Genomic DNA, 19673 nt, shown 5'->3' on the forward strand with positions numbered 1-19673 from the left:
GAGATAAAAAATGAACGATGTAAAGATACAAAAAGAAGAAAGAGAGTGGGTTCCGTTTACAGTAATATCCGAACAACTTTTAAATATGAGAAAGATTATTGGAGAGAAATTAAAAGTACAAAAACCGCTTTTAACAAATGAAGCAAAAGAGAGAATTTCTGATAAATTATTAAATTCATTACTGTCTGAGAAAGAAATATTGATAACATATTTTGAAGATGGCTACATATTAACAAGCTACATGACAGTTGTACATATTAATCCGGTAAAACAATTTGTAATTTGTACAGACGCCTTTTATAAAACTTACGTATTTAACGCTATGGATATTATTGAAATAACGTAAAAGAAGCTGAATATTAAATGGCAGCTTCTTTTATTTCTGATTTATGAAATAAATAATACAAGAAAAAGCAGCTAGCTTCGCGCTAGCTGCTGAGCCCCAGGGAAAGGGAGAAAAAGATAGGGTACTCCAAAATCAACAAGAGCTGTCAAACAGCCTGATTATAGTATAGACAAATTAAAATTTTCTATACAGAAAGTTAAACATAAGATTAGGCTGTACCCACTTGGTTTTGATCTGCAAGGTCAGAATCAAATGTATTGGTCGCGCTAACACCGCTAAAAGTATTAACAACAAAACCAACGTTTGATGCGCCGGAGCCATTATAAGCTTTCGTATTTTCTTTCGGAGAAACGTTGTAGAAATCACCTAAGTTAAATGAACCATTACTATTTTGTACAACTAAATTTCCTACAACTGATGGCATAATTTTCACCTGCTTTATAATAAGTTGTTAACATTACTATATGGAGTTATAGTCCAGATGGTTCATACAATAAAAATTGTGGGATAGTAAAACGTTTGGAGCATGGATTTCAATAAAAGTGTGTTAAAATTAATATAATAAAGTTGAGTATTTTTTTGAAAAATTTGTATAATTAATATATATGAAAATAAAGGAGGCAAAATGTAATGAAAGATATTATGAAAAAAGTTGATTTAACAGATGCCAAATCAAGTAATCTTGTTGCACTAATTTATAGTAATGAAGTTATATTAGTTGAAGACGCATTTTGTCCAAATGAAATAAAATTAAAGTTTAATGAAATTGCAATTTTATCTGCAATTAAAACAGCTCATATTGCGAAAGTTTCTATTAGGAAAGAACTTGAAGCGCTTTTTCATGATACGGGTGTTATATTAGTGAAACAAAATGTTGATTATGGTAGTAGTCAATCTATTACCATGCATTTTGAGCAATTTAAAAAATTGCAATATGAGATTGAACATTTAAATAAAAGTATGTCATAAGGCAGCTAAATAAAGGTTCTATCATAAAGGTGGAATGTGTTGTGTTGAAAAAGTGGTTTAAAAATTATTTGGGTGAATCGCATTGTAAACATAAATATATTTTTATTAAGATGCAGGATAATGAGGATTTTAAAAAAAGGTACATTAGGTGTAGTTTATATTTACTAGTGTGAGAAATGTGGAAAAGAGAAGTTGAAATGTAAAAACAATAATGAAATAAACAATGAATTTTTAGATAGGTAGCAAAAAGTAACCATGATGGTTACTTTTTTTGTTTATGTATGCAATATCAAAACTATTACTAAAGTATGAGTTGAGTTGATACTATAGTAAATGGCTGAATAAAAATGAAGAGAGTAATATATAGGGAAGGAGGATGAGCGAAATGAAGAGAAAAGAAATTGGTAAGTCTGTAATTATTACAGGTGTGACACAAGGGTTAGGACGTGCGATGGTTGATCGATTTCATGAATTAGGGTGGAACATATATGGTTGTGGACGCTCAAAAGATAAAATTGAAGAACTAAAAAAACAGTACAGTAAAATACATGATTTCCAAGTAATTGATATTTCAGATTCTCAGCAAGTTAACAATTGGGCAAATTATATACTTAATAGACATAAGGCTCCCAATCTGATAATAAATAATGCATCGATTGTAAATCAAAATGCACAACTTTGGAAAATTACGGCTCAAGAATTTGAAAATGTAATGAATGTAAACGTGAATGGTGTAGTAAATGTAATAAGAGCGTTTGTTCCAGCAATGGTAGTTAGGAAAGAAGGGATTATCATTAATATGAGTTCTAGTTGGGGAAGAGAAGGTGAGGCTGAGCTTGCGCCATATTGTGCCTCGAAATTTGCTATTGAAGGTATCACTAAATCTATGGCCCTGGAATTACCCTATGGCATGGCTGTAGTTGCTTTAGATCCTGGAGGGAGTATTAGTACTCCAATGCTGAAGTCATGTGCTCCACAATATATAAATGAATCACCTACACCTGAAACTTGGTCACATAAAGCAATTCAATATATATTGAATATAACAATAGATAAAAATGGAGATTCGTTGACATGTCCAGCATGCATATAAAAAAGCACCTTTAAGGTGCTTTTTTATATTGGTAGTACATTATATCATTCACAAAATCACATATGAAAAATAAAATAAACGATTAAGGGTGAGATTTGTTTGTTTTGAAAGCTTTAGAAAATATTTAAATAGGTGATAAAAATGAATCCACGCGGTTTAAAAGTGACAGGGGCATGGTTTCAAGTGGGAGGGAACCTTACAGCTGCTATTGGGACGACAAGAGGATTTATTGGAGAAGAGAAAGTTGAATCGGACCTTGTTATTGTAGGGAGCTCATTACAAGCCCTCGGGTATATATTACAAATCATTGCGAGCAAGTATGATGACGGGGAAGAAAAAAGAGAAAATCAAAATATAGGCTTAGAGAATCAAAGTAAATTACTTGATAAAATAGGAATTGAGTTATTAGCATTAGGGAATATATCAAATGTAATAGGAACATATTTTAATATAAATGAACAATTGAAAGAAAATGATTTTCTTATTATTATAGGGAACAGTTTACAATCAATCGGTGCTTTTTTAGGAGTAGAAGCAGCTTTGATGGATATAAATGTACTACAGAAAATTATTATACTAGGTAACTCCATGCAAAGTTTAGGAGCTGGATTACAAGCGTATCAAGGCGTTTCAAATTTATTGAAAGATGAGAGAGAAAATGAAGATAGTATTTTTGATAAGAAGGATGAGAGAATAATTGCACTCATTGGTATTTGGATACAAGCGCTTGGAACGTTAATTTCTGCAATTGGAGTAACTGCAATAGAGGAAGAAAATAGGCTAGCAAACAATGAAAAGTCTGAAATACTTATATAAGTAGAAGGAGAGACATTGATTTTAGAGGCAAGTTAAGATTAAAATAGTAGTAGGTTTCTTTGCGTATATTTTGAAAAGTGATATATAAAATACAAAATAAGGAGTTTTCAAGGGATGATGTATTTATTAGCAATTTTTCTTCCGCCTGTTGCTGTATTATTTTGTGGAAAACCAATTCAGGCAATAATAAATTTCATATTAACACTAATATTTTGGGTTCCAGGAGTTATACATGCAATTCTTGTAGTGCATGATAAAAAAGCTGATCGGCGTTTGAAAAAACAAATTCAAGCATATGATGAAATTAATAAGAGGAATCGAAGGTAATTTATCTGTAAAATATTTTTTAAAAAAAGGAGGATTAACCTCCTTTTTTTAGTGGGTGTTAAGTTTAAATTTTTGTGTGGCGGAAAGAATTTTTAATGTAAGTTTTATGATAATAACTTTTAGATTGTGCATGTAATAGGCCAGTATAGATACTTTCTGGTACATTAAAGAAATCGTACATACCATTCTTTAATTGGATTCGCAAAATCATAGAAAAAGGATTGTAGCCAACAGCAACTATATTTTTTGAAATCACGGGAGATAGCTTCATCATTACGCAACTCCTCACTTTTCATTTTTAATAATTTCTTGTAGATGTTGAGGTTATGAAGTTGAAATCCTTATAATTTAAGAGGTATTATACTTATATGCAATATATTAAATGTTTGTTATACGTAATTATAAGGAAGTTCACACGAAGTACATATCGTTGTGCTATTTTTATTTCACCTTTGATTTATAAATAAGAAAATATTGACCATTTGAAAAAAAGGTATATTATTTATACGAGGTATTAAAAATTCACTTTTTACATTCTATGCTTAAAGGGGCAGCGTTATTAGGAAAAATAGAAGTGAAAATAGTTTGTATAAGAAGTATTCTAAAAATTATAATCTGTGAATTGGGAAAATATTGAATGCTCCAGGTCAATATACTTTCTTAATCAAATTCATTTTAGAAAGTGACCTCAATATTTTTAAGTAAATCAACGGGAGAATTGAAAGGCAGGAGAAAGTAACATGTCAGAAAATTATCGTTCTCGAGAGGAACGACGACAAGTTAAAAAGAAAAAACAGCCAGCGTCTAAAACACAAAAACCAAAAGGTAAAACATCATTCTTTCGCAAGTTTTTAATTACTTGTTTATTACTTGGTATTGTAGGTTTAGTGGCGGGGGTTGCTACCTTTTTTGTAATGATTAAGGATGCACCAAAACTTGAGAAAGCAAAACTTGTTAATCCGTTATCCTCAAAAATTTATGATAAAAACGGGGATTTGGTATATGAATATGGAAAAGAAAAAAGGACGAATGTTACGTATGAGCAAATACCTAAATTAGTAGAAAATGCATTTTTAGCGACAGAAGATTCACGTTTTTATGAGCATAGCGGAGTAGATTTTAAAGGTACTGCCCGTGCTGTTCTAGTAAGTCTTAAAGGAGATTATGGTTCTCAAGGTGGAAGTACGATAACACAGCAAGTTATTAAAAACTACTTCTTATCAATGGACAAAACACCAAAGCGTAAGGCACAAGAAATATATTTAGCTTATAAGCTAGAACAACAGTATTCAAAACATGAGATATTAGAGATGTACTTAAATAAAATTAACTTAGGAAACCGTTCATATGGGATCGCAACAGCAGCACAAAACTACTATGGTAAAGAATTGAAGGACTTAACATTACCAGAAGTTGCCATGCTTGCAGGTTTACCGAAAGCACCGAATAACTATGATCCAACGAAAAAAGAAAATGTTCAAAAAGCAACAGAAAGAAGAAATGTTGTTCTAAACTTAATGAATCGACATGGATATATAACAAAACAGGAAATGGAAGAAGCATCAAAAGTTGACGTAGAAAAGGGACTCAAGCCTGCAACTCAACTACAAACAATGCCATATCCTGCATTTATGGATGCAGTTGTGAAAGAAGTAGAAAAAGAATTGCCAGATGCTAATATAGGTTCTGACGGTTTAGAAATTTATACAACGTTAGATCCGAAAGCACAGAAACTTGCTGATAATATTTTAAATAATAATATCATTGATTATCCGAACGATAAATTCCAAGGTGCATTTACATTTATGGATACGAAAACAGGAGAAGTTCGTGCTATAGGTAGTGGCCGTGGAGAAAATAAAGCTGTATTTAAAGGACACAATATGGCAATTGAATTAGATCGTGCAGCTGGTTCAACGATGAAGCCGATTTTCGACTACGCTCCTGCAATTGAATATTTAAAATGGGCTACGTACCATCAAATTGATGACTCTCCATTTAAGTATTCAACGGGACAAGAAGTACGAAATTCAGATAGAAGTCACATGGGTCCAATTACAATGCGTGTAGCATTAGAAAAGTCACGAAATATCCCAGCAATTAAGACTGCGAAAGAAGTCGGAATTAATAAATCAAAAGACTTCTCTGAGAAATTAGGCATTACATTTAATGCAGCACCGACTGAATCAACAGCGATTGGTACAAATGAAGTATCACCAACTGAAATAGCGGGCGCTTATGCGGCATTTGGTAATGATGGTAAATATACGAAACCGCATTTTGTTAAGAAAGTCGTTTATCCAGATGGTAAGTCACAAAGTTTTGGACAAAAACCAAAACAAGTTATGACAGATTCTACAGCATATATGATTACAGATATGCTTCGTTCTGTAGTTAGATCAGGTACTGGTACATCTGCAAATGTAGCATCTTTAGATGTAGCTGGAAAAACGGGTACGACAAACTACTCATCAAAACAATTAGCTCAATATAAAATTCCAGAAAGTGCAACTCGTGATAGTTGGTTTGCTGGATATACACCGCAATATACGATGGCAGTATGGACTGGGTATATGAAAGATGGCAAAGACGAGTATATTAGTAGTAAAAATACGAAAATTGCACAGTTGATCTTTAAAGAAATGATGAGCGAAATGGCTACAGATAAATCACGCTTTAAAATGCCAAGTAGCGTCATTCAAGAAGGTAGTGAGCTACGTATAAAAGGTGAAAAACGTGATTCATCGCCAAATACTAGCGTACCGGATACAACGGAGCAACCAAAACAAGATCAACAGCAAAAAACTGAAGAAGAGAAAAAGCAAGAAGAATTAAAGAAACAAGAAGAACTGAAAAAACAAGAAGAACAAAAGAAACAAGAGGAACTTAAGAAGCAAGAAGAACAAAAGAAACTAGAAGAGCAAAAGAAACAAGAAGAAGAAAAGAAACAAAATGAACAAAATAACGGAGGAGGCCAAGGAACGACACCTCCAGCAAATAACGGAGGAGGCCAAGGAACGACACCTCCAGCGAATAACGGAGGAGGTCAAGGAACGACACCTCCAGCGAATAACGGAGGAAACCAAGGAACGACACCTCCAGCAAATAGCGGAGGAGGTCAAGGAACTCCAACCCCACCTGCAACAGTACAACCAAATAATGGTGGAAATGCAGGAGAGGTTCCTGCCAATAATGGACAATAAGAAAAATTTATAGAAAAGTTTTCAAAAAAGCACTTAAGATTTGTGGGAATTTACAATCTTAAGTGCTTTTTTCATTTTGCTATAGAAAATTTTATGTTAAGGGCCGGATAGAAGAAAAAGAGTGAATGTAGTTTATGTGAAATGTAACGTAAAGAGAGAAATGATTGTATGTATGGGTTATTCCGGAAAGGGACTAACTGTAATGGATTACATAAAGCATTAAATAAGTGGGAATTATATTCAAGTCTTTAATAAATGTCTTTCTTTAACGGTTACTTTCGTTTGGAAAACAATAAAAAAGTCGAATTTCTTATTTAAGAAATTCGACTTTTTATGTTGAAACTGGATTAAAGGTTCGCTTTATTAAGATGTAGGGTAATACAGTGATAGCTATTAAATGTTAAACGTACCATAAAAATTTTGGAAATAAATTGAAGGGAAATGATAAAAGACTTGAGTCGGAGGTAGTGGAGGATAACTATGGCTATAAATGGTAGTACTACTTGGGTGTGCACCATGATGCCAAAATGAGGGGGTAACTTGACCGGGAATTTGATATTGTTGCCAAGTTGCGGGAAGTTCAATTCCTACATCGGAGCTAGCTGTATGAACTGCAGGAACATGTATCCCAGGAGTCGAAGGAACTACGGCAGTTACTCTTAATGATACCCACATAAAATATTCACTCCTAAGTTGTGTTAATAAATTAGTATATTCTTTTCACACGTATAAAGGTACATATATAGGACTTTCGTTTAAAACATGCGTACAAAGTCTTAAGACTAATGTAAGCTGATGGTGGACTATTTAATATGAAAAGATACGTCTATTTGCGGAGGGAAAAGAGATCAATAAAATGTACAATGAGGTTGTTAATCGTAATATTTTACGAGTGTATGGAGGTATTTTTATGGAACGATTATGGACGAAATCATTTATTAAAATGACTTTCGCAATGTTATTTTTATTTACAGGATTTTATTTACTTGTTCCAACGCTACCGCTCTTTATTAAAGAGATAGGTGGCAATGAATCGCAAGTTGGACTCATGATGGGGATGTTTACGATAGCTGCTGTAGTAATACGACCGATTATTGGAGGAATGCTAGATCAATATGGTAGAAGATCCTTTATTATTTTCGGACTTATCTTTTTTGGATTAACGATGTATTCCTATAATATAGCATCGACTATTGTCCTTTTAGCTGTTTTACGTGTTATTCACGGAGTAACATGGGCTGTTTCTACAACAGCTGTTGGAACAGCAATAACTGATATTATTCCAGATTCACGCCGTGGAGAAGGAATGGGCTGGTACGGGATGGCGATGACAATTGCAATGGCCATCGGACCTATGATTGGATTATGGGTTGTGCAAAATTATTCATTTAATGGTCTATTTTTATTAGCGACGTTGTTATCTTTTATGGCAGTCGTATTATCACTAATAACGAAGATGCCATTTACGCTACAAAAAGAAAAAGGAAAAATTCAGCTATTTGAGAAATCCGTATTAACAATCACGATTGTAGTATTCTTTTTATCGTTTGCATATGGAGGAATAACAACCTTTTTACCGTTATTTGCATCATCAATTCATGTAAATCCGGGAACTTTCTTTCTTGTATATGCAATTGCATTAACAATTGTAAGACCAATTTCAGGGAAACTATTAGATAAGTGTGGAGAAGTATTCATCATACTCCCAGCATTATGTATTACTATTTTAGCTATAGTTGTTTTAACTATTTCAAATGGTTTGATAGGTGTAATTATCGCAGCAACATTATACGGTATTGGATTTGGTTCAGCGCAGCCAGCTTTGCAAGCGGCAATGCTTACAATTGTCGATCCGAGTAAAAGAGGAGTTGCAAATGCTTCATTTTTTACAGCGTTTGATTTAGGAATCGGGTTAGGTGCTATTGTACTTGGAGTTGTTTCACAAATGTTTGGTTATCGTATTTTATTTTCAGGGAGTGCAATTTCAGCATTGATAGCCTTAATTATTTTCGTCTTCTTTGTAAAACAACGATTAGGAAAAAAAGAGTTTGTGTAAACTGGAGGAATAAAGCTGGAAATTTCAATTGATCGTAAAGCTCTGCAATGGTTCCAGGAAGAATTACGTATAAAGCACGGTGAATCTGTACGTGTTACTGTAAGGTACGGAGGGGATAGTTCAATTCAGCCCGGATATTCTTTAGGGGTTGTTGCTGAGAAACCAGATGGAGAAATAGTGTCAGTTGAGAAGGAAGGTATTATATTTTTTGTAGATTGTGATGATCTTTGGTATTTTCAAAACTATGATTTATTTGTAAGTTATCATGAGGAAATGGAAGAAATTCAATTTAATTATGTAAAATAATAACTTTATTAAAAATGAATAAGTTTTATATAAAAATTATATTTAAGAGATAGTGAAATAAATATCATATAGTAACGAGCTGTATTTATGTATAGCTCGTTTTTTTTATTTCTCAAATAAAATTAGAATAATTGTATATTTGGCGGTGTTATATGAAAAATCTTTATATCTTGTTTTTTAAAATACGCAAAGAAGTCTATTCTTTCTTTATAAAACATAAGAATTATTTTCAAAAAATTGTATTGTTACAGTAAGAAAAGTGTAGGAAACTTATAATTATAAAATAAATTGAAATCTTCTAAAAACTCTGATACATTGAAGTAGAAATGTAGTTTCACAATATTGTAAAGGCTTACAGTTATGTGCACGAAGATCTATTAGGATTGGAGGAAATAATGATGAAAGCTGAAGAAAAATTTTCCCCGGGATTAGATGGTATAGTGGCAGCGGAGACGAAAATTTCGTTTCTTGACACAGTAAAAGGTGAAATTGTAATTCAAGGGTATGACTTAATCGAACTCTCAAAAACAAAAGAGTATTTAGACATTGTGCACCTTTTATTGGAGGAACACCTACCGAATGAAGATGAAAAAGCAACACTTGAAAAGAAACTAAAAGAAGAATATGCAGTACCAGAAGGTGTATTCAACGTACTAAAGGCATTGCCTAAAGAGACGCATCCCATGGATGGATTACGTACAGGTGTGTCAGCGTTAGCTGGTTACGATAATGATATCGAAAACCGCTCGTTAGAAGTGAATAAAAGCCGAGGGTACAAGCTGTTAAGTAAAGTGCCAAACATTGTAGCGAATAGCTATCATATTTTAAATAATGAGGAGCCAATTGAACCTCTTAAAGAATTATCTTATAGTGCGAATTTCTTCTATATGTTAACTGGTAAAAAACCAACTGAACTTGAGGAAAAGATCTTTGATCGTTCCCTTGTTTTATATAGTGAGCATGAAATGCCAAACTCTACATTTACAGCTCGCGTTATTGCATCAACACAATCAGATTTATACGGTGCTTTAACAGGTGCAGTTGCATCTTTAAAAGGAAGTTTACATGGCGGTGCAAATGAAGCGGTTATGTACATGCTTTTAGAAGCTGGTAATGTTGAGAAATTTGAAGAGTTATTACAGAAGAAACTATATAACAAAGAAAAAATTATGGGCTTTGGACACCGTGTTTATATGAAGAAGATGGATCCAAGAGCACTTATGATGAAGGAAGCTTTAAAACAGTTATGTGATGTAAAAGGTGATTATACACTATATGAAATGTGTGAAGCTGGAGAAAAGATTATGGAAAAAGAAAAAGGAATTTATCCAAATCTTGATTATTATGCAGCTCCAGTATATTGGATGCTAGGTATTCCAATTCAACTTTATACACCAATCTTCTTTAGCTCTAGAACAGTGGGGTTATGTGCGCACGTTATTGAGCAACATGCAAATAATCGTTTGTTCCGTCCACGTGTAAATTATATTGGCGAGCGACATGTACTTAGTAAATAAGAACAACTGGGGAGTTGTTAGCGCCGCCCGCCAGATGGGTGTTTGACCGACACCCATCATTAATAATAACGAATTTTCGACAGAAAGGGAAGGATAGCATGATTAAAACAAATGAAATTAAGCAAAAAGATGCATTATTAGAAGAGATTACCGATTATGTATTAAATAAAGAGGTTACTAGTGCAGAAGCATTCAGTACAGCTCGTTACGTATTACTTGATACACTTGGATGTGGAATTTTAGCACTGCAATATCCAGAATGTACGAAATTACTAGGACCAGTTGTGCCAGGAACAATTGTGCCAAATGGTACACGTGTACCAGGTACGTCTTATGTACTAGATCCAGTAAAAGGTGCATTTAATATCGGATGTATGATCCGTTGGTTAGACTATAACGATACTTGGCTTGCAGCAGAGTGGGGACATCCATCTGATAACCTAGGCGGAATTTTAGCGGTTGCAGATTATATTAGCCGTGTTCGTATTTCAGAAGGAAAAGAAGCTTTAAAAGTACGTGAAGTATTAGAAATGATGATTAAAGCACATGAGATTCAAGGCGTGCTCGCTTTAGAAAACAGCTTAAACAGAGTTGGTCTTGACCATGTATTATATGTAAAAGTAGCAACAACTGCAGTAGTTGCGAAAATGCTTGGCGGAACACGTGAAGAAATCTTTAATGCATTATCACATGCGTGGATTGATAATTCTAGTCTTCGTACATATCGTCATGCTCCAAATACGGGCTCACGTAAATCATGGGCTGCAGGTGACGCAACGAGCCGCGGTGTTCATCTTGCAATGACTGCTCTAAAAGGTGAAATGGGTTATCCAACGGCCCTATCTGCACCAGGATGGGGATTCCAAGATGTATTATTCAATAAACAGGAATTAAAATTAGCAAGACCACTAGAGTCATATGTAATGGAAAATGTATTATTTAAAGTGTCATATCCAGCAGAATTCCATGCACAAACGGCTGCAGAATGTGCAGTGAAGTTGCATCCGGAAATTAAAGAGAGATTAGATGAAATTGACCGTATTACAATTACAACTCATGAATCAGCAATTCGTATTATTGATAAAGAAGGTCCATTAAATAACCCAGCTGATCGTGATCATTGCTTACAATACATTACGGCAATTGGTTTATTAAAAGGAGATATCGTTGCAGACGATTATGAAGATGCAGTAGCAAACGATCCACGTGTAGATGAATTACGTAATAAGATGGTTGTTGTTGAAAACAAACAGTACAGTTTAGATTACCTTGACCCGAACAAGCGCTCAATCGCCAACGCTGTTCAAGTTCACTTTAAAGATGGCACAGTAACAGAAAATGTGGAATGTGAATATCCACTTGGTCACCGTTTCCGTAGAGACGAAGCAATCCCAAAAGTTGTTCAAAAGTTCACTGCAAATATGGCAGGTCATTATTCTAGTAAGCAACAAGAACAAATTCATGAAGTTTGTTTAAATGAAGAAAAACTAGAAAATATGAATGTAAACGAATTTGTAGATCTATTCTTAATTTAATAATAGGGGGAATTTAGAATGGCTTGGGTTGTGAAAAAGCAGTCAACACAAGAGGAGCTTGCGAATCGATTCCGAGCTTTAGTAGAAGCAAATGAAATTTTGCAAATTCCAGGTGCTCATGATGCAATGGCGGCTTTAGTTGCAAAAAATACAGGTTTTTCAGCTCTTTATTTATCCGGAGCTGCTTATACTGCAAGTAAAGGGTTACCAGATTTAGGTATCGTGACGTCTACTGAAGTGGCTGAGAGAGCAAGAGATTTAGTAAGAGCTACAGACTTACCTGTTCTTGTTGACATTGATACAGGATTTGGTGGTGTACTAAATGTAGCGAGAACAGCTGTAGAAATGATGGAAGCGAAAGTAGCAGCTGTCCAAATTGAAGATCAGCAATTACCAAAAAAATGTGGACATTTAAATGGTAAGAAACTTGTTACTACAGAAGAATTGGTTCAAAAAATTAAAGCAATTAAAGAAGTTGCACCGAGCTTATACATTGTAGCACGTACTGATGCTCGCGGCGTTGAAGGATTAGATGAAGCAATTGAAAGAGCAAATGCATATGTAAAAGCCGGTGCAGATGCAATTTTCCCTGAAGCGCTTCAATCAGAGGAAGAATTCCGTCTATTTAATAGTAAGGTAAATGCACCTTTACTTGCGAATATGACTGAATTCGGAAAAACTCCATATTATAGTGCAGAGGAATTTGCGAATATGGGCTTTCAAATGGTTATTTATCCTGTAACTTCACTTCGCGTTGCAGCGAAAGCGTATGAAAATGTGTTTACTTTGATTAAAGAAACAGGTTCTCAAAAAGATGCACTTTCTAATATGCAAACGAGAAGTGAATTATACGAAACAATTTCATATCATGACTTTGAAGAGTTAGATACTGGTATTGCAAAAACAGTATTATCAGAAGATCAATAGATAAAGCAGTGAAGGCGATGAAAATACATCTTTGGCAAAATAAAATGCTTGATGTGAAAAATCATCGCCTTCTATTTTCAAAAAAAGATATTCCACTCATCGTAGACGAGCATAAGCAAAAAGCTATGAAAGCCGAATGATAGGGGGATACATATGGAGAAAACGAAGTTACCATGGGATGAATTTTTTTCACTCAATAAAGATATAAATCATACTTACTTTACACCAGAAGATTTTTCAGGTGATGAAGATTTAATCGCAAAAACGACAGAACAATTCGTTAAACAAGAAATTGTTCCACAAATGGAGAATATTGAACAACATAACTATAAAGTTTCTCGTCAATTATTTGAGAAAGCTGGGGAACTTGGATTATTAGGCATTGAGGTACCAGAAGATTATGGCGGGTTCGAGTTAGGAAAGGCTGTCTCAGGTCTTGTAGCAGAGAAAATGGGTTACGCTGGTGCATTTAGCGTTTCATTTAATATACACGCTGGTGTCGGTACATTGCCTTACATATATTACGGAACGAAAGAACAGAAAGAAAAATATTTACCAAAAATCGCATCGGGAGAATGGATTGGGGCTTATGCTTTAACTGAGCCAAATGCTGGTTCGGATGCATTAAGTGCAAAAACGAGCGCAGTATTGAATGAAGAGGGAACAGCTTGGAAGTTAAATGGTGAGAAGCAATGGATTACAAATGCTCATATGGCAGATGTATACGTTGTTTTTGCAAAGACAAATAAAGGAATGACAGCATTTATTGTCGAAAGAACATGTGAAGGTGTATCCATTGGGTTAGAAGAAAAGAAAATGGGTATTAAAGGTTCTTCAACGGCGACTCTTATTTTAGAAGATGTTGTCATCCCTGTTGAAAATGTTTTAGGGGAAGTTGGGAAAGGGCATCACGTAGCTCTTAATATTCTTAACTTTGCTAGACTTAAACTTGCTTTTGGAAATATTGGAACAGCAAAACAAGCAATTGGTTTGTCGGTTCAATATGGAAAAGAGCGAAAACAGTTCCAAACGGAATTAGTAGACTTTACGATGATTCAAGAGAAAATTGCAAATATGATTATTGCTACATATGGAGCCGAAAGTGCAGCTTACCGTACAGCAGGTGTAATTGATGAAGCAATTCATGAGAGCGATGAAGATCTTATGAAAAAAATGTCTCAATTTGCAATTGAATGTGCACTAAATAAAGTAAATGCTTCTGAAACACTTGCTTATATTGTAGATGAAGCTGTACAAATTCATGGTGGTTACGGTTATATGCAAGAGTACGAGGTAGAACGATTGTATCGTGATGCTAGAATTAGTCGTATTTTTGAAGGAACGAACGAAATTAATAGATTAACAGTTGCCAAAATGTTAATGAAGCAAATCGAACAATTAGAAGATACTGAAGTAGAAAGTGATGTAGCAAATGTCGAAAGAAACCATCGTTACATTTTATTAGCGAAAAAATTGTTGAAACAATCTTTGAAAACGCTCTCTAAAACTCCAAGTCTAAAAATCGACCAAGAACAAGAATATTCACGTGTAATATCAAATATGTTGACGGACGTGTACGTCATGGAATCAGCGTTTTTACGTACGAGAAAAGCAGTAAGTAAAAATGGTGAGGAAAAAGAACGTACGAAGCAACAAATAACGGATGTTATTTGTGAAGAAGGATATCGTAAAGTAGAAGAAGCGGCGATTTCTGTACTTTCAGCGGCTGTCACAGAAGAAAAAGATAGACATGTGATTTTAGCTGAAATCCGTCAATTATTAGTACCTTTATACACGAACGTATTTATGAAGAAGAGAGAAATTGCGAAAGCTATTATAAATCGTGGGAAATATATTGTGTAAATAGGAGGAAAGCGATATGAAAAAGATTGGTTTTATCGGTTTAGGTAACATGGGTCTTCCGATGTCAAAAAATCTAGTTAAATCAGGTTACACGGTATATGGCGTGGACTTAAATAAAGAGGCAGAAGCGTCCTTTGAAAAAGAAGGCGGAATTATCGGTCTATCAATCTTAAAACTAGCAGAAACATGTGATGTAGTTTTTACAAGTTTACCTTCACCTCGTGCTGTTGAAGCGGTATATTTTGGAGCAGAAGGATTATTTGAAAATGGTCACTCGAATGTAGTTTTCATTGATACAAGTACGGTATCGCCGCAGTTAAACAAACAATTAGAGGAAGTTGCAAAGGAAAAGAAAGTAGACTTTTTAGCAGCACCTGTGAGTGGTGGAGTAATCGGAGCCGAAAACCGTACATTAACGTTTATGGTTGGTGGATCAAAAGAGGTATATGAGAAAACGGAATCTATCATGGGCGTACTAGGCGCGAACATTTTCCACGTTAGTGAGCAGATTGATAGTGGTACAACTGTTAAGTTAATTAATAACTTATTAATTGGTTTTTATACAGCTGGAGTGAGTGAAGCTTTAACATTAGCGAAAAAGAACAATATGGATTTAGATAAAATGTTTGATATTTTAAATGTAAGTTACGGTCAAAGTAGAATTTATGAACGTAATTTTAAAAGTTTTATAGCACCTGAAAACTACGAGCCAGGATTTACTGTGAACTTATTGAAGAAAGATTTAGGATTTGCAGTTGACTTAGCTAAGGAAAGCGAACTCCATTTACCGGTAAGCGAAATGTTATTAAACGTATATGACGAAGCTAGTCAAGCTGGATATGGTGAAAACGATATGGCTGCTTTATATAAGAAAGTTAGCGAGCAATTAATTTCTAATCAAAAATAAATTATACAAAGGAGAGAATACAATGATTACAACTGAAATTAAACGAGTAAAAAATCACATTAACGGTGAGTGGGTTGAATCGACAGGTACGGAAGTAGAAGCAGTTCCAAATCCAGCGACTGGAAAAATTATCGCTTACGTTCCACTATCTCCAAAAGAAGATGTTGAAAAAGCTGTTGAAGCGGCAAAAGCAGCATTTGAAACGTGGTCTAAAGTACCAGTTCCGAATCGTTCAAGAAATTTATATAAATATTTACAGCTATTACAAGAAAACAAAGATGAGCTTGCGAAAATCATTACGCTAGAGAATGGTAAGACGCTAACGGATGCAACAGGTGAAGTACAGCGTGGTATTGAAGCAGTGGAACTTGCAACATCGGCACCTAATTTAATGATGGGTCAAGCGCTGCCGAATATTGCTAGTGGAATTGATGGATCAATTTGGCGCTACCCAATCGGAGTTGTTGCTGGTATTACGCCGTTTAACTTCCCAATGATGATTCCGTTATGGATGTTCCCACTTGCAATTGCTTGCGGTAATACATTCGTATTAAAAACATCGGAAAGAACGCCACTTTTAGCGGAGCGACTTGTAGAATTATTCTATGAAGCAGGTTTCCCAAAAGGCGTATTAAATTTAGTGCAAGGCGGAAAAGATGTTGTAAATAGCATTTTAGAAAATAAAGATATTCAAGCTGTTTCGTTCGTCGGTTCTGAGCCAGTAGCTCGTTACGTATATGAAACAGGTACGAAACACGGAAAACGTGTACAAGCGTTAGCGGGTGCAAAAAACCATGCGATTGTAATGCCAGATTGCAATCTTGAGAAAACAGTACAAGGTGTAATTGGATCTGCATTTGCAAGTAGTGGAGAGCGCTGCATGGCATGCTCAGTAGTAGCAGTAGTGGATGAAATTGCTGATGAATTCATTGATGTATTAGTAGCAGAAACGAAAAAATTAAAAGTAGGCGATGGCTTTAACGAAGATAACTATGTTGGACCATTAATTCGTGAATCTCATAAAGAGCGTGTTTTAGGCTATATTAATAGTGGTGTAGCAGATGGGGCAACTTTATTAGTAGATGGCCGTAAAATTAATGAAGAAGTTGGAGAAGGTTATTTTGTAGGTGCGACAATCTTTGATGGCGTGAATCAAGAAATGAAAATTTGGCAAGATGAAATTTTTGCTCCAGTATTAAGCATTGTACGTGTTAAAGATTTAGAAGAAGGTATTAAACTAACAAATCAATCTAAATTTGCAAATGGTGCGGTTATTTATACGTCAAATGGTAAACATGCACAAACATTCCGTGATAACATCGATGCTGGTATGATTGGTGTAAATGTAAATGTTCCAGCACCAATGGCATTCTTCGCATTTGCAGGAAATAAAGCTTCATTCTTTGGTGATTTAGGTACAAATGGTACAGATGGCGTTCAATTCTATACACGTAAAAAAGTTGTAACTGAGCGCTGGTTTTAATAAAGAGTAGACTGTCAAATTAGTTGTGAAATGAAAAACACCACTATTAATAGTGGTGTTTTTCGTTTTTATCAATTACTTTTTTCAAAAGCTAGTTTAACACCAAATCCAATTAGGACGATTCCTGTTAGCCCTTGAATATAACGTTGCGTTTTCGGTTTTTTCATAAAAGCACTAATTTTATCAATTAAAAATATATAAAACGCAAACCAAAAGGCGGTTAAAACGAGGTAAGTAAGGCCCATTACAAGAAGTTGAATAAATGTATTATGATTTGGATTTAAAAATTGCGGTAAAAAAGTTAAAAAGAAGACTGCTATCTTAGGATTTAATAAATTCGTTAGAAATCCTTGGCGAAAGCAAGAAGTATGTTTGTTTTCATTATTTAAAGATATATCATTTGTATCTACGCCTTCTTTATTTCTTACTGCTAAAAGGGCTTTAATACCGATATATATTAAATAGAGAGCCCCAACGTACTTGAAAATAGAAAATAAAAGAGCTGACTTTACAATAAGTGCAGAAAGACCAATTACAGCAGCTAAAGTATGAATTAATAGCGCGATACATGTACCGAACACTGTTTTTACTCCACCGACTTTACCGGCAATCAATGTATTTTTCGTAGCCATTGCTGTATCTGGACCAGGTAAAATGATAAGACAAATAGACATAATGATGAAAAGAAGATAATTTTCTATCATAGCCGTCCCTCCTTTTTATTTTTAGAATATTTGATTGAAATTAGTGTAGCACAAAAGTGGATTTAATAAAATTAAATCTTATTAAAAATCATTAAATAAAAAGGCTATATAGTAGCTGTAATTACACTACTATATAGCCTCGATTTTATCCCGCTATTTGCGGGTAGTAAGATTTCCACCGCACAAGATTTAGCTGAAGCAAAGAAGTTAGGTGGGGGATGAACAAAACACCCACGCATTACAGTTTCATTTTATGCATTAAGTAAGTTAAAGAAACGATTCACATCTTCTTCTGAAACGTCACTTAACTGTTTATATTTATAGTTCGGATTTTGATCTTTATCAACGACAACGGAGCGTACTCCTTCGAAGAAATCTTCATGTCTCATGAAATTTTTAGCAAGTATAAGGTCCGTAGCGAAGCATTCTTCAACGGATTTATCTTGTCCATCAATAAACTGTTTTAAGGTTACTTTTAGTGAAATAGGGGATTTTGATAACAGTGTTTCTTTTGTTTTTAGAGCAAAGGAACTTTCATCTTTCTCCAATGAATGGATGATTTCTTCAATTGTATCGAAAGCAAAATGTGAATTGATTGCTTCTAATGAAGGAGTCAGCTCGCTTTCTAAGTTTGGAGCAGTTGCAAATGTACGAATAACTTCTTTTAAATTAGTATGTACATCATCTTCTTTATGCCAATTTACACTTTCAAGTTCAGTAAGAAACTCTGGTAATGAATCAGATGTCATAAAGTAATCAGCAGCATTAATAAATAATACGTCAGAAGCTTTTAAAATAGATGCTGTTAAAGCAACGAAGCGTCCTGTATATCCAGGTGCTTTATTTAAGAAATATGCAGCTCCGACGTCTGGGAAGAAGCCGATATTCATCTCTGGCATTGCCCATTTCGTACGCTCAGTTACAATGCGATACTTCGCACCATTTGTAAGACCGACACCACCGCCCATTACAATTCCATCTAAACAAGCAATAATCGGTTTTGTATATTGATAAATATATGTATCAATTTCATACTCTTCTTCAAAAAAACGTTCTGCATGTTGCAATGCCACTTCATTGGAACGCGCTTCATAAAGAGTTTTAATGTCGCCGCCTGCACAAAAACCTTTTGTGCCAGCACCTTTTAACACGATAAGTGCAATACGCTCATCGTGTTCCCACTCTTTAAGTTTTTGTCCGATAGGTTGTAACATGTCATAAGATAAAGAATTAAGTGCTTTTGGACGGTTTAAAGTAATTGTTGCAACGCCGTTTTCACTAATAGAAAATAAAACGTGTTCAGTCATAATGCATCCTCCCTTACATATCTTCTTATTCTTAATTCTTGATATGTACTGAAATGTCCTTTATAAATTTTGTCAAAAGTTGACGGTAAATATTAATTTGGTCACCGCATATTTTGACGAGTTATCTTTGCAGGATTTCAGAGACTAAGGGGGAATATTACAACATTACTGTAAGTGTAATTATTTGAAGTTATAATAATAAAAGCGCTATTATATAGGTGTGAATTGTTCATTATCAATTCTAAAAAGAGTGTTTGAAGAAAAAATGAATCGTACAATTGTAATAAAAAACTTTACACTGAATTAGAAATAGA

20 protein-coding genes and 1 pseudogene are annotated in these 19673 nt (G+C 34.4%); 16 read left to right on the plus strand and 5 right to left on the minus strand.

The genetic code is table 11. The features are described 5' to 3' along the window. The first annotated feature begins 10 nt into the window (after nucleotides 1–10). Nucleotides 11–346 carry a YolD-like family protein gene (locus NZ044_RS11465; protein ID WP_002162812.1) on the plus strand — a complete coding sequence of 112 codons (336 nt, stop codon included), beginning with the start codon at nucleotides 11–13 and terminating at the stop codon, nucleotides 344–346. A 208-nt stretch (nucleotides 347–554) separates the two neighbouring features. Here the strand turns inward: NZ044_RS11465 and gerPF are convergent, their stop codons facing one another. After that, nucleotides 555–770: a spore germination protein GerPF gene (gerPF, locus tag NZ044_RS11470; protein WP_001141569.1), complete on the minus strand. Its 216-nt coding sequence runs from the start codon at nucleotides 768–770 to the stop codon at nucleotides 555–557. Between the two features lie 206 nt (nucleotides 771–976). Between gerPF and NZ044_RS11475 the strand changes: the two genes are divergently transcribed. The 5 genes and pseudogenes from NZ044_RS11475 (at nucleotide 977) to NZ044_RS11495 (ending at nucleotide 3551) form a co-directional block, all read left to right on the plus strand. Then, nucleotides 977–1315, plus strand: a complete 339-nt coding sequence (locus NZ044_RS11475) for a hypothetical protein (protein ID WP_000651908.1) — start codon at nucleotides 977–979, stop codon at nucleotides 1313–1315. Nucleotides 1316–1356: 41 nt separating this feature from the next. Beyond that, nucleotides 1357–1558: pseudogene (locus tag NZ044_RS11480) on the plus strand (hypothetical protein). 142 nt (nucleotides 1559–1700) lie between these two features. Beyond that, a complete protein-coding gene (locus tag NZ044_RS11485; protein WP_000823053.1) occupies nucleotides 1701–2408 on the plus strand; it encodes an SDR family oxidoreductase in 708 nt (235 codons plus the stop codon). 141 nt (nucleotides 2409–2549) lie between these two features. Next, a complete protein-coding gene (locus NZ044_RS11490) occupies nucleotides 2550–3224 on the plus strand; it encodes a DUF6944 family repetitive protein (RefSeq protein ID WP_001069566.1) in 675 nt (224 codons plus the stop codon). Between the two features lie 114 nt (nucleotides 3225–3338). Further along, the gene (locus NZ044_RS11495) at nucleotides 3339–3551 is read left to right on the plus strand and encodes a YqaE/Pmp3 family membrane protein (RefSeq protein WP_000990219.1); all 213 of its coding nucleotides are present in this window, start codon (nucleotides 3339–3341) and stop codon (nucleotides 3549–3551) included. 64 nt (nucleotides 3552–3615) lie between these two features. On the opposite strand, the gene NZ044_RS11500 is transcribed toward NZ044_RS11495, so the two are convergent. Next, nucleotides 3616–3825, minus strand: a complete 210-nt coding sequence (locus NZ044_RS11500; protein ID WP_000977080.1) for a KTSC domain-containing protein — start codon at nucleotides 3823–3825, stop codon at nucleotides 3616–3618. Nucleotides 3826–4291: 466 nt separating this feature from the next. Here NZ044_RS11500 and NZ044_RS11505 point away from each other — a divergent pair, with 466 nt between their 5' ends. Then, the gene (locus NZ044_RS11505; RefSeq protein ID WP_118962000.1) at nucleotides 4292–6754 is read left to right on the plus strand and encodes a transglycosylase domain-containing protein; all 2463 of its coding nucleotides are present in this window, start codon (nucleotides 4292–4294) and stop codon (nucleotides 6752–6754) included. Nucleotides 6755–7147: 393 nt separating this feature from the next. On the opposite strand, the gene NZ044_RS11510 is transcribed toward NZ044_RS11505, so the two are convergent. Then, nucleotides 7148–7429: a hypothetical protein gene (locus NZ044_RS11510; RefSeq protein ID WP_000270162.1), complete on the minus strand. Its 282-nt coding sequence runs from the start codon at nucleotides 7427–7429 to the stop codon at nucleotides 7148–7150. A gap of 235 nt (nucleotides 7430–7664) precedes the next feature. Here NZ044_RS11510 and NZ044_RS11515 point away from each other — a divergent pair, with 235 nt between their 5' ends. The 9 genes from NZ044_RS11515 (at nucleotide 7665) to NZ044_RS11555 (ending at nucleotide 17348) form a co-directional block, all read left to right on the plus strand. Further along, the gene (locus NZ044_RS11515) at nucleotides 7665–8810 is read left to right on the plus strand and encodes an MFS transporter (RefSeq protein WP_000440639.1); all 1146 of its coding nucleotides are present in this window, start codon (nucleotides 7665–7667) and stop codon (nucleotides 8808–8810) included. A 15-nt stretch (nucleotides 8811–8825) separates the two neighbouring features. Beyond that, nucleotides 8826–9116, plus strand: a complete 291-nt coding sequence (locus tag NZ044_RS11520) for a HesB/YadR/YfhF family protein (RefSeq protein ID WP_025989028.1) — start codon at nucleotides 8826–8828, stop codon at nucleotides 9114–9116. Between the two features lie 395 nt (nucleotides 9117–9511). Beyond that, nucleotides 9512–10633 carry a citrate synthase gene (gene mmgD, locus NZ044_RS11525; protein WP_001987369.1) on the plus strand — a complete coding sequence of 374 codons (1122 nt, stop codon included), beginning with the start codon at nucleotides 9512–9514 and terminating at the stop codon, nucleotides 10631–10633. Between the two features lie 98 nt (nucleotides 10634–10731). Then, nucleotides 10732–12168, plus strand: coding sequence for a 2-methylcitrate dehydratase (gene prpD / locus NZ044_RS11530; RefSeq protein WP_000598123.1), 1437 nt, complete (start codon nucleotides 10732–10734; stop codon nucleotides 12166–12168). A gap of 18 nt (nucleotides 12169–12186) precedes the next feature. After that, entirely contained in the window at nucleotides 12187–13095 is a 909-nt protein-coding gene (prpB, locus tag NZ044_RS11535; RefSeq protein ID WP_000312638.1) for a methylisocitrate lyase, read from the plus strand. Between the two features lie 17 nt (nucleotides 13096–13112). Beyond that, nucleotides 13113–13235 carry a hypothetical protein gene (locus NZ044_RS11540; protein ID WP_000690878.1) on the plus strand — a complete coding sequence of 41 codons (123 nt, stop codon included), beginning with the start codon at nucleotides 13113–13115 and terminating at the stop codon, nucleotides 13233–13235. Between the two features lie 13 nt (nucleotides 13236–13248). Beyond that, nucleotides 13249–14958 carry an acyl-CoA dehydrogenase family protein gene (locus NZ044_RS11545; protein WP_000416004.1) on the plus strand — a complete coding sequence of 570 codons (1710 nt, stop codon included), beginning with the start codon at nucleotides 13249–13251 and terminating at the stop codon, nucleotides 14956–14958. Between the two features lie 16 nt (nucleotides 14959–14974). Continuing rightward, complete coding sequence (locus NZ044_RS11550) at nucleotides 14975–15865, plus strand: NAD(P)-dependent oxidoreductase (protein ID WP_000719404.1); 891 nt, start codon at nucleotides 14975–14977, stop codon at nucleotides 15863–15865. Between the two features lie 22 nt (nucleotides 15866–15887). Continuing rightward, the gene (locus NZ044_RS11555) at nucleotides 15888–17348 is read left to right on the plus strand and encodes a CoA-acylating methylmalonate-semialdehyde dehydrogenase (RefSeq protein WP_000633339.1); all 1461 of its coding nucleotides are present in this window, start codon (nucleotides 15888–15890) and stop codon (nucleotides 17346–17348) included. Nucleotides 17349–17419: 71 nt separating this feature from the next. Here NZ044_RS11555 and NZ044_RS11560 read toward each other — a convergent pair whose 3' ends face one another. Then, entirely contained in the window at nucleotides 17420–18052 is a 633-nt protein-coding gene (locus NZ044_RS11560) for a LysE family translocator (protein ID WP_000572346.1), read from the minus strand. Between the two features lie 251 nt (nucleotides 18053–18303). Next, on the minus strand, nucleotides 18304–19359 hold the full coding sequence (locus tag NZ044_RS11565) for an enoyl-CoA hydratase/isomerase family protein (protein WP_000134894.1): 1056 nt from the start codon (nucleotides 19357–19359) through the stop codon (nucleotides 18304–18306). Nucleotides 19360–19673 lie beyond the last annotated feature (314 nt).

Source organism: Bacillus sp. FSL K6-1338, assembly GCF_038006965.1.
Classification (GTDB): domain Bacteria; phylum Bacillota; class Bacilli; order Bacillales; family Bacillaceae_G; genus Bacillus_A; species Bacillus_A thuringiensis_S.

Bases quoted from the DNA above. Each gene is read 5' to 3' on its own strand.
- NZ044_RS11465 (WP_002162812.1), top strand. From the start codon at position 11: ATGAACGATGTAAAGATACAAAAAGAAGAAAGAGAGTGGGTTCCGTTT.
- gerPF (WP_001141569.1), bottom strand. From the start codon at position 770: ATGCCATCAGTTGTAGGAAATTTAGTTGTACAAAATAGTAATGGTTCA.
- NZ044_RS11475 (WP_000651908.1), top strand. From the start codon at position 977: ATGAAAGATATTATGAAAAAAGTTGATTTAACAGATGCCAAATCAAGT.
- NZ044_RS11485 (WP_000823053.1), top strand. From the start codon at position 1,701: ATGAAGAGAAAAGAAATTGGTAAGTCTGTAATTATTACAGGTGTGACA.
- NZ044_RS11490 (WP_001069566.1), top strand. From the start codon at position 2,550: ATGAATCCACGCGGTTTAAAAGTGACAGGGGCATGGTTTCAAGTGGGA.
- NZ044_RS11495 (WP_000990219.1), top strand. From the start codon at position 3,339: ATGATGTATTTATTAGCAATTTTTCTTCCGCCTGTTGCTGTATTATTT.
- NZ044_RS11500 (WP_000977080.1), bottom strand. From the start codon at position 3,825: ATGATGAAGCTATCTCCCGTGATTTCAAAAAATATAGTTGCTGTTGGC.
- NZ044_RS11505 (WP_118962000.1), top strand. From the start codon at position 4,292: ATGTCAGAAAATTATCGTTCTCGAGAGGAACGACGACAAGTTAAAAAG.
- NZ044_RS11510 (WP_000270162.1), bottom strand. From the start codon at position 7,429: ATGTGGGTATCATTAAGAGTAACTGCCGTAGTTCCTTCGACTCCTGGG.
- NZ044_RS11515 (WP_000440639.1), top strand. From the start codon at position 7,665: ATGGAACGATTATGGACGAAATCATTTATTAAAATGACTTTCGCAATG.
- mmgD (WP_001987369.1), top strand. From the start codon at position 9,512: ATGATGAAAGCTGAAGAAAAATTTTCCCCGGGATTAGATGGTATAGTG.
- prpD (WP_000598123.1), top strand. From the start codon at position 10,732: ATGATTAAAACAAATGAAATTAAGCAAAAAGATGCATTATTAGAAGAG.
- prpB (WP_000312638.1), top strand. From the start codon at position 12,187: ATGGCTTGGGTTGTGAAAAAGCAGTCAACACAAGAGGAGCTTGCGAAT.
- NZ044_RS11540 (WP_000690878.1), top strand. From the start codon at position 13,113: ATGAAAATACATCTTTGGCAAAATAAAATGCTTGATGTGAAAAATCAT.
- NZ044_RS11545 (WP_000416004.1), top strand. From the start codon at position 13,249: ATGGAGAAAACGAAGTTACCATGGGATGAATTTTTTTCACTCAATAAA.
- NZ044_RS11550 (WP_000719404.1), top strand. From the start codon at position 14,975: ATGAAAAAGATTGGTTTTATCGGTTTAGGTAACATGGGTCTTCCGATG.
- NZ044_RS11555 (WP_000633339.1), top strand. From the start codon at position 15,888: ATGATTACAACTGAAATTAAACGAGTAAAAAATCACATTAACGGTGAG.
- NZ044_RS11560 (WP_000572346.1), bottom strand. From the start codon at position 18,052: ATGATAGAAAATTATCTTCTTTTCATCATTATGTCTATTTGTCTTATC.
- NZ044_RS11565 (WP_000134894.1), bottom strand. From the start codon at position 19,359: ATGACTGAACACGTTTTATTTTCTATTAGTGAAAACGGCGTTGCAACA.